This is a genomic window from Bianquea renquensis (assembly GCF_014384895.1).
Lineage (GTDB): Bacteria > Bacillota > Clostridia > Lachnospirales > Bianqueaceae > Bianquea > Bianquea renquensis.
Genome location: NZ_JACRSQ010000007.1, coordinates 55,313 through 69,349, shown reverse-complemented (window position 1 = coordinate 69,349; position 14,037 = coordinate 55,313). Strand labels below are relative to the sequence as shown.

General features: G+C 49.8%; 12 protein-coding genes. 1 reads left to right on the top strand and 11 read right to left on the bottom strand.

Going from position 1 to position 14,037, the window contains the following annotated elements:
- Nucleotides 1–57: 57 nt before the first annotated feature.
- The 6 genes from gpmI to H8730_RS06345 all read right to left on the bottom strand — a co-directional run bounded on the left by gpmI (nucleotide 58) and on the right by H8730_RS06345 (nucleotide 7,373).
- The gene (gene gpmI / locus H8730_RS06370; protein WP_249289580.1) at nucleotides 58–1,596 is read right to left on the bottom strand and encodes a 2,3-bisphosphoglycerate-independent phosphoglycerate mutase; all 1,539 of its coding nucleotides are present in this window, start codon (nucleotides 1,594–1,596) and stop codon (nucleotides 58–60) included.
- Between the two features lie 11 nt (nucleotides 1,597–1,607).
- Complete coding sequence (gene tpiA, locus H8730_RS06365) at nucleotides 1,608–2,354, bottom strand: triose-phosphate isomerase (RefSeq protein ID WP_249289579.1); 747 nt, start codon at nucleotides 2,352–2,354, stop codon at nucleotides 1,608–1,610.
- 15 nt (nucleotides 2,355–2,369) lie between these two features.
- Entirely contained in the window at nucleotides 2,370–3,563 is a 1,194-nt protein-coding gene (locus H8730_RS06360; RefSeq protein WP_346726560.1) for a phosphoglycerate kinase, read from the bottom strand.
- 85 nt (nucleotides 3,564–3,648) lie between these two features.
- Nucleotides 3,649–4,641 (bottom strand): type I glyceraldehyde-3-phosphate dehydrogenase, encoded by a 993-nt coding sequence (gene gap / locus H8730_RS06355; RefSeq protein WP_177720377.1) that lies wholly within the window; start codon nucleotides 4,639–4,641, stop codon nucleotides 3,649–3,651.
- Between the two features lie 56 nt (nucleotides 4,642–4,697).
- Nucleotides 4,698–5,618, bottom strand: a complete 921-nt coding sequence (locus H8730_RS06350; protein WP_177720375.1) for a sugar phosphate isomerase family — start codon at nucleotides 5,616–5,618, stop codon at nucleotides 4,698–4,700.
- 93 nt (nucleotides 5,619–5,711) lie between these two features.
- A complete protein-coding gene (locus tag H8730_RS06345; RefSeq protein WP_177720373.1) occupies nucleotides 5,712–7,373 on the bottom strand; it encodes a Na/Pi cotransporter family protein in 1,662 nt (553 codons plus the stop codon).
- Nucleotides 7,374–7,585: 212 nt separating this feature from the next.
- Between H8730_RS06345 and H8730_RS06340 the strand changes: the two genes are divergently transcribed.
- Nucleotides 7,586–8,389 (top strand): histidinol-phosphatase HisJ family protein, encoded by an 804-nt coding sequence (locus tag H8730_RS06340; RefSeq protein WP_177720371.1) that lies wholly within the window; start codon nucleotides 7,586–7,588, stop codon nucleotides 8,387–8,389.
- Here the strand turns inward: H8730_RS06340 and bioA are convergent.
- The 5 genes from bioA to bioF are packed head-to-tail and all read right to left on the bottom strand — an operon-like array spanning nucleotide 8,384 to nucleotide 13,818.
- A complete protein-coding gene (gene bioA / locus H8730_RS06335; protein ID WP_249289578.1) occupies nucleotides 8,384–9,742 on the bottom strand; it encodes an adenosylmethionine--8-amino-7-oxononanoate transaminase in 1,359 nt (452 codons plus the stop codon). The two genes, H8730_RS06340 and bioA, sit on opposite strands and share 6 nt — an antisense overlap.
- A 1-nt stretch (nucleotide 9,743) precedes the next feature.
- On the bottom strand, nucleotides 9,744–10,274 hold the full coding sequence (locus H8730_RS06330) for a hypothetical protein (protein ID WP_177720367.1): 531 nt from the start codon (nucleotides 10,272–10,274) through the stop codon (nucleotides 9,744–9,746).
- Entirely contained in the window at nucleotides 10,267–10,947 is a 681-nt protein-coding gene (gene bioD, locus H8730_RS06325) for a dethiobiotin synthase (protein ID WP_177720365.1), read from the bottom strand. Before bioD ends, H8730_RS06330 begins: the two co-directional genes overlap by 8 nt.
- Nucleotides 10,940–11,905 (bottom strand): biotin synthase BioB, encoded by a 966-nt coding sequence (bioB, locus tag H8730_RS06320; protein WP_177720363.1) that lies wholly within the window; start codon nucleotides 11,903–11,905, stop codon nucleotides 10,940–10,942. Before bioB ends, bioD begins: the two co-directional genes overlap by 8 nt.
- Nucleotides 11,899–13,818: an 8-amino-7-oxononanoate synthase gene (bioF, locus tag H8730_RS06315; protein WP_177720361.1), complete on the bottom strand. Its 1,920-nt coding sequence runs from the start codon at nucleotides 13,816–13,818 to the stop codon at nucleotides 11,899–11,901. The genes bioB and bioF overlap by 7 nt, the downstream gene beginning before the upstream one ends.
- Nucleotides 13,819–14,037 lie beyond the last annotated feature (219 nt).

Genomic DNA, 14,037 nt, shown 5'->3' with positions numbered 1-14,037 from the left:
GTGCGAAAAATATACGGTTTCTCAGTTCAAGTGAGCTGAGAAACCGTTTCTCTAGTTTTAAGGACGAATCAGCAAGGACTGGCCCGTCATCTCTTTTGGCTGTTCCATTCCCATCATATCCAGAAGGGTGGGCGCGATATCCGCAAGCTTGCCGCCTTCCCGCAGCGTCACGCCTGGCTCATAATTGACCAGTACAAAGGGGACGGGATTTGTCGTATGCGCCGTGAAGGGCTCGCCAGTCTCATAATCGACCAGCTGCTCGGAATTGCCGTGATCCGCACACAGAAACATCTGGCCATTCACAGCGAGCAACGCCTCCATTGCCCTACCCAAGCATGCATCCACTGTCTCCACGGCTTCAATCGCCGCCTCCAGAATGCCAGTGTGTCCCACCATATCCGGGTTTGCAAAATTGATGATAATCACATCATATTTCCCCGACCGAATCGCCTCAACCAGCTTGTCGCAGACGCCGACGGCGCTCATGGAAGGCTGAAGATCGTAGGTCGCAACCTTCGGTGAGGGGACCAGAATCCGATCTTCTCCGGGATACGGCTCTTCGACGCCGCCATTGAAGAAAAACGTAACGTGAGCGTACTTTTCCGTTTCTGCCAGCCGCAATTGCTTCAACCCCTTCGACGAGACATACTCCCCGAAAATGCAATGAAGGGATTCCTTTTCGAAGGCAACATCCTTGTTCGGGATGGTCACATCGTATTCAGTAAAGCAAACATACTCCAGCGGAAACCATTCCCGTTGGAATCCCGCAAAGGCCTCGTCACACAGAGCCCTTGTAAGCTGTCTGGCGCGGTCAGGACGGAAATTGAAGAAGATCACGGAATCCTGCGCCTGAATCGTCGCCGTAGGCTTATTTTGTTCTATAATCACTGTCGGAAGAACAAACTCATCATTGATTTCCGCCTTGTAGGAGGCTTCCACAGCGCAGACGGGACAATCGGCAGTCTCTCCCCTTCCATAGACAAGGGCGTTGTAGGCTTTCTCCACCCGCTCCCAGCGGTTATCGCGGTCCATAGCGTAATAACGGCCTGAAATAGTGGCGATCTTGCCGATGCCAATCTTCTGAATCTCTGCCTCCAACTCTTTCACATAGTCAAGCCCAGAGGTTGGAGGGGTGTCGCGTCCATCCAAAAAGCAATGAACATAGACCTTTGTCAGCCCCCGCTCCTTTGCCATCCTGAGGAGGGCATACAGATGGGTGTTGTGGCTGTGAACGCCTCCATCCGACAGCAGCCCCAATAGGTGCAGGGCACTGTCGTGCTGCTTACAATTGTCCATGGCCTTGACCAGAGCAGGATTCTCGAAGAAATCTCCGTCCTCAATGGCTTTGGAAATTCGAGTCAGCTCCTGATAGACGATACGGCCAGCCCCGATATTTAAATGCCCGACTTCGGAATTGCCCATCTGTCCATCCGGTAACCCCACATCCAGGCCGCTGGCTCCCCCCTTGACCCAAGGCCAATCCGTGAGCAGCTTATCAAAATTCGGAGTTTTGGCGAGTTTGACCGCGTTTCCTTCCACGCGGTCATTGAGGCCAAAACCATCCAGGATCATTAAAACAGTTGGTTTTTTGCTCATGTAGACGCTCCTTAATAATTTACGATTTTGGCGAAATCAGCCTTCAGGCTGGCGCCGCCGACTAGGCCGCCATCGATATTGGGCATGGCGAACAGTTCCGCCGCATTTCCAGCGTTGACGCTGCCGCCATACTGAATGCGAATCTCTCCGGCAGTCTCTTCATCGTAGATTTCGCTCAGAACCCTTCGAATCGCCGCGCAGACTTCCTCAGCCTGAACGCTAGTCGCCGTCTTTCCGGTTCCGATGGCCCATACAGGTTCGTAGGCGAAGACAGCTTTTTTCGCATCTTCCTTCGAAATATCTTTCAGCGCAATCTTAGTCTGAAGCCGGACCAAATCCTCTGTAATCCCCTGCTCCCTCTGCTCCAGCGTCTCTCCCACGCAGATGATGGGTTTCAATCCATGCTCAAAGGCCTTTTTCACCTTTTTGTTGATGGATTCGTCTGTCTCTCCAAAATACTGGCGTCTCTCCGAATGTCCCAGGATCACATACTCAACGCCGCACTCTGCGATCATATCAGGTGCAACTTCGCCAGTGTAAGCGCCGTTCTCTTCAAAGTACATATTCTGCGCACCAATTTTGATGTTGGTGCCTTTTACGGCCTCCACCGCCACCATAAGGGAAATAAAGGGTGGGCAGAAGACGACCTCCACATCCTCCCGCTCAGAAACTAAGGGCTTCAGCGTTTCAATCAGCTCTATGGCCTCGCGGGGCGTTTTGTTCATTTTCCAGTTTCCTGCAACGATAACTTTCCGCATGAGTGAAGCGCCTCCTTATTCTTTATCCGCGATGGCCGCAACGCCAGGAAGTTCTTTTCCCTCCAGGAATTCGAGGGACGCTCCACCGCCGGTGGAAATGTGCGTCATCTTATCGCCGAAGCCCAGCTGATTGACAGCCGCCGCGGAATCACCGCCGCCGATAATCGTCGTGGCATCGATCTCGGCCAGAGCCTTAGCCACTGCAATGGTACCACCTGCAAAATTCGGCATCTCAAAGACGCCCATGGGACCATTCCAAACCACAGTCTTGGCATTTTTCAAAGCATCGGCAAAGAGCGCTCTCGTTTTCGGCCCGATATCCAACCCCATCTCATCGGGATTCATTCCATTTTCAGAAACGCGGTACTCCGCATCGTTGTTGAATTCCTTTGCCACCAGATTGTCAACGGGCAACAGCAGGGATACGCCCTTCTCCTTCGCCTTTTCAATCATCTCAAGAGCATACTCGATTTTGTCAGCTTCCAGCAGGGAGGTTCCAATCTCTTTCCCCTGCGCCTTCAGGAAGGTGTAGGCCATTCCGCCGCCGATGATCAGAGTGTCTACCTTTTCCAGGAGATTATTGATGACGTTGATCTTATCGGATACTTTCGCACCGCCCAGGATGGCTACAAAGGGGCGTACAGGATTGTCTACAGCGTTTCCAAGGAAATTGATCTCTTTTTCCATGAGATATCCCACAACGGAGGTCTCCACATATTTGGTTACACCAACGTTGGAGCAGTGAGCGCGATGAGCCGTTCCAAAGGCATCGTCGACAAAAATGTCGGCGAGGGAGGCCAATTCCTTGCTGAAGGCGTCCTCATTTTTGGTCTCCTCTTTGCGATACCGGGTATTTTCCAGAAGGACCACATCCCCGTCTTTCATGGCGGCAACGGCTGCCTTCGCGTTTTCTCCGACAACGGTGTCATCCTTGGCGAAAACAACCTCCTTGTTCAGCAGTTCAGAGAGGCGCTTTGCCACAGGCGCCAGGGACAATTCCGGTTTCGGCTCTCCCTTTGGCTTGCCGAGATGGGAACACAAAATGACTTTTCCCCCATCGTTCATCACTTTCTGGATTGTCGGCAGTGCCTGCACAAGGCGGTTTTCGTCGGTAATAACCCCATCCTTTAGCGGAACGTTGAAATCACAGCGAATCAGCACTCGCTTTCCCTTCGCATTCATATCATCGACAGATTTCTTGTTTAACATAACCATACTCCTTTCAGGGTGTAATGTGATAGTTATAATTTTAAAGCCGGCTTCCGCTGGAAGCAGAGGCTTAAAAAAGCATAATTCAGGGCGCTAGCCCCTCGGCCACGAAACGGGTCAGGTCAACGATACGGTTGGAATACATCCACTCATTGTCATACCAGGCGACGACTTTCACCATGTTGCCGTCCAGCACTTTCGTCGACAGGCCGTCCACGATGGATGAGCGGGAGTCCTGGCGAAAATCTATGGATACCAGCGGCTCATCGGTATACCCTAGAATGATATCGTCTGCGTTGGCCTTCAGGACAGCGTTGACCTTCTCCCTGGTCACCTCCGTCTTAAGCTCTGCGACGAAATCGACGATGGACACTGTGGGGGTGGGCACCCGCATGGCCATGCCGGTCAACCGTCCCTCTAGGGAGGGGATTACCTTCGTCACCGCCTCGGCAGCTCCCGTCGTCGTAGGGATAATGGACTGCGTCGCCGAGCGGGCCCTCCGCAGATCTTTGTGAGGCAGATCCAAAATTTTTTGATCGTTTGTGTAGGAGTGAACGGTCGTCATCATCCCCTTCACGATCCCGAACTGATCATGGAGGACTTTGACCACAGGCGCCAGGCAATTGGTCGTGCAGGAGGCATTGTCAATCACATGGTCCACTGCCGGATCATAGGCTTCCTGATTCACACCCATCACGATGGATTTTGTGCCCTTTGCAGGACACGAAATGATAACCTTTCTCGCTCCCGCTTGGAGATGAGCGCTGGCTTTTTCCATGCTGGCAAACAGTCCCGTGGATTCGATCACGATGTCGACGCCAAGTTCTTTCCAGGGCAGGCGGCTCGGGTCCCGCTCAGCCACCACCTTGATAGGGCGACCGTTGACGATAAGCAAACCGTCTCTCGACTCCACTGTCCCCGCGAATTTGCCAAATACACTATCATATTTGAGCAGATGTGCCAGGGTCGCCGCATCCGTCAGATCATTGATGGCGACAATATCCAACCCCTTCTCCATTCCAATCTTGAACGAATTCCGACCAATCCGTCCAAATCCGTTAATTGCAATCCGTGCCAAATCTGTTCCTCCTTACACCGTAATATGAGATAGGAACCGCTTTCCTATTCACCATTCTATGACCTGTGAAAACATAGCTGATACAGCGTGCCGATAAAGATATCGTCCGCCAGCAGAATTCCCCTTGGCGATAGATAGCGCCGGACAGCCCAAAAGGCATTGGCGCCCAGCTCTCCCTCTCCGATCCAAAGAACCTCCGATGCCTGTCGGATCACCTGCAAATCCGCTGCGGAGTCCTTAATCCGCAGAACGGGTTGTCCCTCAGCATTCAGGAAATACCCTAGAATTTCTGCGCGAGCCTCCTTGCGATCCAAAAGCCGCTGGTAGTCATCTGACAGTCCATATGCCCTGGCCGCCATCCTTCCCTCTTGAATCTCCAGCAGCAGGAGATCGGGCGGCCTTAAAATGGCTGGAATATCGGTTCCATCCGGCTGGAATCCTCCTAATTTTCGCGCAAGAGAGGACGCAATCTCCGCAGACGCTTGCTGTGCAGGGTATACCGTGAGGCCGGACAATCTCCTGAGAGACCGGGAACGCGCTACCGCCCGGGCTATGAGAGGGCCGCCACCGACACAGACGGACATATGGCTGTGAAGCCGTGCCTCCATATGTCGAGCCATCTCCGCCGCTGCATAGGGCCCGGCAGGATACCCCGCGATTCTCACTCCATTGAGCGCGGGCTTAAGTTCTTCCACTGCGCGCCACATCTCTGCGGTGCGCGGCCAGGCTTCTTCTAAGGACCGGATTGTCTGAATCCCGTCCGGTGTGACAGAGATCCCACCTGCCGTGACGGCGATCAGGCCGTATGTCTGCAAGATAACAATATCCTGGCGGAGCACCCGCTCAGATAAGCTCAAGCGTGAGGCCAGTTCTCGGCGTCCGGCGACTCCGCATGTACGAATTGCCACTAGAAGGCGCCACCGCCGTATCAGATCGTCCATGCCATCTGGAAGCAAGCGCCGCAGAATCGTCTCCATATCTTCCCAACTCCTACTGTGGCATTCGTGTTCATTGTAAAACATTTCACAATAAATTGCAAGTAAATTTTGACAAAAGAAGCGCATGTCCTTTTACAGCTCGGACTCTGCCGCCTCCACAATATTGACGCAGTGATCGGATACCCGCTCTAGATTACTGATCAAATCCAGAAAGATAACGCCAGCCCTGGTATCGCAGGCATTTTGCGCCAGCCGGTTGATATGCTCGAAACGCAGATCCTCTTCCATAGAGTCCACCGCATCCTCCTGGCGTTTAACAGACTCTGCTTTCCGAAAATCATATTGCCTTCGAACATTGACCGCCTCCTCAAAATTATCCCGGACCATGTTCATCATCGTTCGGATTTCGTCGGAGGCAACCTCGCTAAAGTGAAGATCTTGACGGATATAATTCTGAATCAATTCCGCCATATTTTCCGAGTGATCACTGATCCGCTCGATATCGTTGATCGTGTGTAGCAGCGCCGTCACCGTATGGCTCTGCCTCTCGCTGATGGACTCCTCATTGATTTTGATCAGATATTCCGTAATTTCCTTTTCACTTCGATCGACAATGTCTTCCTGCTCAAAGACGCGCTGCACCAGGGCATCATCCCGCTCCATCAAAGCCTGCTGGCAAAGGCGCAGGTTACTTGAGGTCAGATCCGCCATTTTCAGCACCTCTTCAACTGTGGTGGCAATGGCAAAGCCAGGATTGTTTAAAATGCGCTCATCGAGGCGCTTTAATAACTTTTCCTCCGCAATCTCATCTCCAGCGGCTGTTTTATGCTCTGGAAGAAGCTTCTCTGCCAGATGGACCAGCTGCTTGCTGAAAGGAAACAGCACAACCGTGTTCGCAACATTAAAAATGGTGTGGAATATGGAAATACCCGTCAGAGTGACAGGAATCGCGCCAAATCCCGTATTAAAGCGGAAAAAGAGAACCGATCCCACGGCAAAGAGAATCGTTCCTGTGATGTTAAAAAGGAGGTGGATCAGGGCCGCCCGTTTCGCAGTGCGGTTGGCCCCAGCGGCTGATAGAAGGGCGGTCACGCATGTTCCAATATTCTGCCCAAGAATAATGTACACCGCTGCATTCCAGGGAACTAGCCCCAGGCTGGCGACGGACTGCAAAATTCCCACGGACGCAGAACTGCTCTGGATAACGGCGGTGACGATCAAGCCAACCAGGATTCCGAGAATCGGATTGGCGCCCATGGTCTGGAACGCATCCCGGAAAACCTGGGACCCCTGAAATGGCTTCATGGTGTTGGACATGAGCTCTAACCCCATGAACAGAAGGCCAAACCCAATTATTATTTCACCAGCCTGCCTCTTGCGGTCATTTCCAAAGACAAACATCATGGCGCCAATCCCGGCAGCCAACGGCGCCAGCGTGCTGGGTTTTAAGAAGCTTGCCCACTCGCCAAGGGATACGATCCAGGAAGTGATGGTCGTTCCAATATTCGCTCCCATAATCACGCCTGTTGCTTGAAGTAGATTGAGTAAACCCGCATTGACAAAGCCTACCACCATGACGGTGGTGGCGGAACTGCTTTGAATGATGGCCGTCACTAAAGCGCCCACGGCGACGCCTAAGAAACGATTGGTCGTCAGAATACTGAGAAGCTTTTTCATTTTGCTGCCGGCCGATTTCTGCAAACCGTCCGCCATGATATTCATTCCATACAAAAATAACCCTAATCCGCCTAACAAACCGATAATCGTCAGCACTAACGTTGACATGTCTTTCATCACATGCGTCCTCGCTTCAAATTTTTGCGTTTTTGCTGTGTATCCGGCAAAAACTTTACACACTTTCTATATTTTACCGTATTTCACCCATGAGGGCAAGTGCATTTTAGGGATTTCGTCAGACTTTGCCTGTTTTCATAAAAAATGTTTTTTCTTGACGAAAATTATGATACAATACGGTGGAGCACGCAAAGAAAGAAGGAATCCTTATTATGTATGATTACCATTTACACACTCGATATTCCATGGATAGTGATGCGGCCGTGGAGAGCATGATTCAGGCCGCCATTGACAAGGGCATCAAGGAAATCGCTGTGACCGATCATATCGATTATGAATTCCCCAACCCCGGCGGCAATCTTTGGGTAGTTGATATGGATGACTATCTGGAAACGCTGGCACAAATGCAACAAAAATACCGCGGACAGATTGTAATTCGAAGGGGAATTGAGCTCGGCATTCAGGAAAGCTGCCTTGATCGCTGTCTGCGGTTTTATGAGCAATATAAGCGGGAGTTAGATTTCATCATCGCCTCCCGCCACGCGATTGGAGGGGTCGATCCCTACGAAGTCAATCTGTTTCAATCGAACCGACGCCATCAATGCTATGAGGAATATTTTGAGGCTGTAGCATCCATGGTGCAGCTCTTTCCCTATGCCAGCGTCTATGGGCATCTGGACTATCTAGTGCGCTATGACCCCGGTGAAGAAAAATATTCCTACGAGGAATTTGCCCCCTTGCTCGACCAAATTCTGACACAGATTATTGCCAATGGCGCAGGCATTGAACTCAATACCTCTGGATATCGAGTTGGTCTAGGGAGGCCTCTTCCTCCCTGGAATATAGTGCAGCGGTATCGGGAGCTGGGCGGAACCATTTTGACCACCGGCTCAGATGCACATTCTCCTGAAGATGTGGGCCTTTCCATGGAAACCTGCTATCAAACCCTGCGCTCCATGGGATTCACATCCATCTCCACCTTTCATGAAAGAAAGGCGATGGCGGTTCCATTATAAATCCCCTAAAACCTCCAGTATACTCTCTTTACAGATCCGTATCGCTTTGTCGATTTCCAGTTCATTTATGATAAGCGGAGGATTAAAATAAAGGACATTTCCCAATGGTCTGAGTAGCAGCCCCCTCGCAAGAGCCTTCTTATAAATTTGATATCCAATTCTAAGCTCCGAGGGATATTCAGACTTTGCCCTTCTGTCGGGGGTGAGTTCGATTGCATTGATAAGTCCAATGTGTCGTATCTCCCCGACATTTTTGTGTTCGATAAGCGCCTCCTGCAGCTTTTGATTCAGATAGATGGCTCTCTTTGCCGCGTTTTCGAGGATTGGCTCTTCTCTGAAAATCTTTTGTACCGCAAGTGCAGCGGAGCATCCCAGCGGATTCCCGCTGTATGTATGGCTGTGCATAAATGCTTTGCCTTCGCTGTAGTCAGCGTAAAACGCATCATAAACCTCATCTGTCGTAATGGTAATTGCCATTGGCATATACCCGCCGGTCAGCCCTTTTGATATACACATAATATCAGGGCTGACTCCGGCATGTTCAAAGGCAAACATCTTGCCTGTCCTGCCAAAGCCCGTCGCAATTTCATCGGCAATCAACAGTACAGTATATTGATCACACAGAGCTCTCAGCTTTTTTAAATAGATAGGAGGATAGATTCGCATTCCGGCGCTGCCCTGGAGCAAAGGCTCCACTATCATGGCGCAGGTCTCCTCCGCATTCTGTTCGAAGGCTGTTTTGGCAAATTCAATACACTCCGCCTGGCAGCACTCTCTGCATTTGCCATATGGACACCGATAGCAGTCCGGTGCCTGCACATGGATGGTACTCATCAACATTGGCTGATAGATCTTGGCATACAAGTCAAGACAGCCCACAGACAAGGCTCCGATGGTTTCGCCGTGGTATCCATCGGAGAGACACATGAATTTGGTCTTTTTAGGATGTCCCGTCTGGTATTGGTACTGAAACGCCATCTTTAGAGCGCATTCCACGGAGGCTGAACCGTTATCGGAGAAATTAAATTTCGCAAGTCCCTTGGGGATTATCCCCATAAGCTGTTCACAGAGGGTTATAGCGGGCTCGTGTGTAAAATTTGCAAAGATGACGTGTTCCAGCCTATCAAGCTGATGTTTAATACTTTCACTGATGATCGGATTGCAATGTCCAAGCAGATTGCACCACCAGGAGCTTACAATATCCAGGTATTCTTTGCCGTTCTTATCATAAAGATACACACCTTTGCCGCTCGCAATGACAATGGGCTGTAGCTCCTCATAATCTTTCATCTGGGAACATGGATGCCAAATATACTTTAAATCTCTTTGTACTAAGTCTTGTTGAGTATTCATTTCAGTCCTCCATTCCGGAGCGTTTTTTCGCGGAGGATTGCAGCGGATATAGGCCGATGCAACCTAGGATCCTCTTTTCAAATTCTGTGACAAGCGGCGCCGCGATGGCGGTAAATATCATACCGGGCAGGGCATATAGTATCAAAAGCCACATATCGGTGTGGAGCAAAAATGCAAGGACAATCCTTGATACAAAGGTCCCACAGGGGCCACTGACCACCAGCGCAATTTTACTGTTCTTCCAGATCGAGACGATGGAACCGGCTACGATTCTATAGATCATGGCGATGGTAATGTTGAATATATTTTGTAACCCAAGCAAAAAACCACATGTGCTTGCGACAATGCCAATGATAAGATATCGTTTAAATCCATGATTTTTTGCTATGGAGACGGCAAAGGGCGCAGAAAGCTGAAATTCGGCGCCTGGTATAAGGGATGGGAGCCTCAGTATTCCCGTGACAAGTAGTAGGACAGACATGATACCATCCGTTGCAATTGCTTTAACCGTATAGGGTTTGCCATCAGCCATAGAATTCTTCCAACCTTTCCACGTCTATATCCAGGTCTTTGTCCCCATCATGGACCACTGCTACCACTGGGACCCCTGTCAGGATCTCAATCATTTTCCTGTTGTCCTGTTCGATGATATCGCCATCATGAAAATGGTTTACGATGATCCCCTGGACTTTGATCTGCTGACTTTTCATGTAATGCACGGTCAGATATACCGCATTGATCGTTCCCAGCCCTGCCTCTGCAATGACAAGTGTTCCCAGCCCAAGCTCTTTTACCATATGGTCTAGCATAATCTTTTTGCCGTCATATCGGATAGGGCAGATGATCCCTCCGCTTCCCTCCATGGTGACGTAGTCATACTTTTGCGCTATGGCATTATACCTTTGGCGGATAACGGACATTTCCACCGGATTCCCCTCAATCTGTGCGGCCAGGTGCGGGGAATAAGCATTTTCATATATATAGGGAACCATCTCCCCTACATCTCCACCAATCTGTGCGACGCGGTCCACATATTCAGCATCACCGGGGATGAGCCCTTTCTCTGTCCGTATATTCCCGCTGACCGCGGCTTTAAAATATCCTGCGTTCCGATTGTTCTCCCGCAGTTTTTTTACAATCAATGCTGTGACATAGGTTTTTCCTACATCGGTATTGGTGCCTGTTATGAATAATCCCTTACCCATTCTTTACTTCCACCTTATATCCAAGTTTTGCGAGGATTTTCATGTCGTTCTCGATGGAGATGCCAGAAGTTGTGAGCATATCGCCGGAAATAGCTGCATTGGCACCTGACTTGAAGCATTTTTCTCCCCGGTCCGCAAGCAGCCCTCTTCCCCCTGCAAGCCGGATGGATGCATGGGGCACGGCAAACCTGAAAATCGCAACAATCCGTCTCATTTCATCCTGTGTGATCCTTCTGCTATTTTCGCAGGGGGTTCCCGGAATGGCATTGAGCAGATTGACTGGAATGGACGCAATCCCAAGCTCCCGTATGGCAAGGACCATGTCAATTCGATCCTCCATGGTTTCCCCCAGTCCCATAATACCGCCGCTGCACACATCCAGTCCCGCCTCCATGGCGGCTTTTATAGCCGCGATTTTATCATCATAGGTGTGGGTGGTGCAAATCGTAGGGAAATTTTTTCGCGAGGTCTCCAGATTATTGTGAACTCTCGTAACACCGGCATTTTTTAGCTCTCGATACTGATCTTTGCTGAGGAGTCCTAACGAGACACACACTTCCAAACGGGTCTCCCTCTTGATGACTCGTATAGCATCGCACACCTGATCAATCTCGTGGTCATTCAAGCACCGACCTGACGTTACTATGGAATATCGGAGTACTCCTCTCGCCTCATTGTACTTTGCAAGGGACAAAATCTCCTCCTGGCTTTTGAGTGGATACTCTTCAATACAGGTGTGATAGAATGCCGACTGGGCACAATACTTACAGTCTTCGGTGCATCGGCCGCTCTTGCCGTTTATAATGGTACATAAATCAAATGTATTGGAACAGAAATAGTCTCTGATTTCGTCGGCAGCTGCGCAGAGCTCTTCCAGAGGAGCATCACACAGGGAGAGCAGCTCTTCTTTCACCGGCAGTTGTCCCTGTAAAACTTTGTTCTTCAGTGTGGTCACCATGGCAAAACTTCCTTTTCCTTTAAGATTTGAACAATCGCACTCGCTGCCCTTTGCAATTGGTCCTGTGTATGGGTGGCCATAAGGGCAATTCTGAGCCTTGCACTGCCTCTTTTTACAGTCGGATATCGGATTGCCGATATATAATACCCCCTATTAAAAAGCTCCTGTGACACCTGGAGAGCCTTTTCTTCATCTCCGATGATAATGGGGATAATGCCGGTATCAGAAGAAACAGGGAGTCCTCTTTGCCGCAGGCAATCACAGAAAAATTGAACATTATTTTGAAGGTCCGTGACACGCTGGGGATTTTTTTCAATGAACTCCAAGGCTTTGTAAGAGGCGGCCATCGTGACAGGAGACAGGGAGGTCGAAAAGATAAAGCCCCTTGCTTTATTTCTGAGATAGTCAATAAGATTTTTGCGTCCACAGACAAAACCACCTTCACTGCCTATGGCTTTGCTGAGAGTCCCCATCACAATGTCCGGTCTGTATGTATTGTGATAATGCTCTACAATGCCTCCGCCTGTCTTGCCGATAACCCCCGTTGCGTGCGCCTCGTCAACCATGGAGAGCAGATGATACCGGTCCGCAATCTGAACCAATTGTGGAAGGTTGACAATATCGCCATCCATGCTGAAAACAGCATCGCTGACAATAAGCCCTTTATGGCATGGATTGGCCAAAATCTTTTCTTCCAGATCTCTCATGTCATTATGTCTGTATATAACGGTCTTCGCTCCACTGAGGCGGCAACCGTCGATAATACTTGCATGGTTGAGTTCATCGCTGAAAATGATATCCGGTTTCTCCATCAGTGCTGAGATTGTGGCAAGATTGGCAACATACCCTGTATTGAAGACCAATGCAGCCTCCGTATGCTTAAACTCTGCAATTTTGTTTTCAAGCATTTCGTGCAGAATGGTATTGCCTGTTGTGAGGCGTGAACCTCCCGAGCCAGTGCCATATTTTTTGAGAGCATACGCGGCATAGTCTCTCACCTCCTCCACCCTCGACATATCAAGATAACTGTTCGAAGCCATCATGATCATCTCTCGGCCGTGGGATTGTACAGTTGACGACTGCGCGGACTGGACTGTTTTCAGGCTTCTGTATAGATGAGCCTCCTGCATTTCCTGTAGCGCCGCATCGATAAAGGAAAATTTATCGATGGCGTGTGTGGGAACCTCCAGAGGTTGTATGTTTCGGACAATAACTGGCTGTTTCTCTAAAAAAGATATGGTTTTTGCTACATCCTCTCTGCGGCCCCGATATAGAAAGATTCTCCCACCGTTTTCGCTGCCCAATTCTTTCATTTTGGTAATCCGGGTATACCCTGTGGTCTTTGATGCCACGTATCCTGTGACATAATCGGGATCATCGGAAATACAAATTTCACCGATGAGATTGGGAGCATGTGCAACTTTTGTTGCCAGCACAATTGCCTCCGCATAATGATCTTTTCCGTTACCGGATGGACCTCCCGAGGTCCTGTCCGCGTCCATATACGTGGCGCGAACCCCACGTTTTCCGTCAGGTTCAAGCCGTTCCAGGGTATCCACATCCAGCAATATAGCCCCGCGCATGGCATACGTTTCTGACAGAAACCGTAGTATATTGTCAGGATGCGCAAGGCCCAGTGAGAGGAGAAATTTCCGGATTTCCTCTATCCCGTCCCGGCAGCTGCCGACCTCGATTGTCCGGACGGGAAGAGCCTCTATATATAGAATATCGCGCTCATCGATCGTTTCGATTTTGAGATTCAAGGAATCCGGATTTCCCTTGGGATGATGCATCCCCCGCTGCACAAGCTGATTTACAAATGGGCCGATTTGATCATAGGGGATAATCTTTTCCGCCCCAGAGATATGAGTTTGGTTTGTGCTTGCGCGCATTTTTATGCTATAGAGTGACATGGGGGCACGTCCTTTCACCATGGATCAGAGCAAAATTTCTGATTTCATTATAAGGATAACGGCAACGATTGTCAACTATATTTTTTGTTAAGTTTACAATCATACCAATCTCCGCAGAAATATTTTTCACAGTACCTTGCATTGCACAGTAATGTGTGATATACTATTCTTTAGTAACCAGTTGCCAGCTGTTCCTGTCTCACTGAAACAAAGAACGGA

Bases quoted from the DNA above. Each gene is read 5' to 3' on its own strand.
- gpmI (WP_249289580.1), bottom strand. From the start codon at position 1,596: ATGAGCAAAAAACCAACTGTTTTAATGATCCTGGATGGTTTTGGCCTC.
- tpiA (WP_249289579.1), bottom strand. From the start codon at position 2,354: ATGCGGAAAGTTATCGTTGCAGGAAACTGGAAAATGAACAAAACGCCC.
- H8730_RS06360 (WP_346726560.1), bottom strand. From the start codon at position 3,563: ATGTTAAACAAGAAATCTGTCGATGATATGAATGCGAAGGGAAAGCGA.
- H8730_RS06350 (WP_177720375.1), bottom strand. From the start codon at position 5,618: ATGGAGACGATTCTGCGGCGCTTGCTTCCAGATGGCATGGACGATCTG.
- H8730_RS06345 (WP_177720373.1), bottom strand. From the start codon at position 7,373: ATGAAAGACATGTCAACGTTAGTGCTGACGATTATCGGTTTGTTAGGC.
- H8730_RS06340 (WP_177720371.1), top strand. From the start codon at position 7,586: ATGTATGATTACCATTTACACACTCGATATTCCATGGATAGTGATGCG.
- bioA (WP_249289578.1), bottom strand. From the start codon at position 9,742: ATGAATACTCAACAAGACTTAGTACAAAGAGATTTAAAGTATATTTGG.
- H8730_RS06330 (WP_177720367.1), bottom strand. From the start codon at position 10,274: ATGGCTGATGGCAAACCCTATACGGTTAAAGCAATTGCAACGGATGGT.
- bioD (WP_177720365.1), bottom strand. From the start codon at position 10,947: ATGGGTAAGGGATTATTCATAACAGGCACCAATACCGATGTAGGAAAA.
- bioB (WP_177720363.1), bottom strand. From the start codon at position 11,905: ATGGTGACCACACTGAAGAACAAAGTTTTACAGGGACAACTGCCGGTG.
- bioF (WP_177720361.1), bottom strand. From the start codon at position 13,818: ATGTCACTCTATAGCATAAAAATGCGCGCAAGCACAAACCAAACTCAT.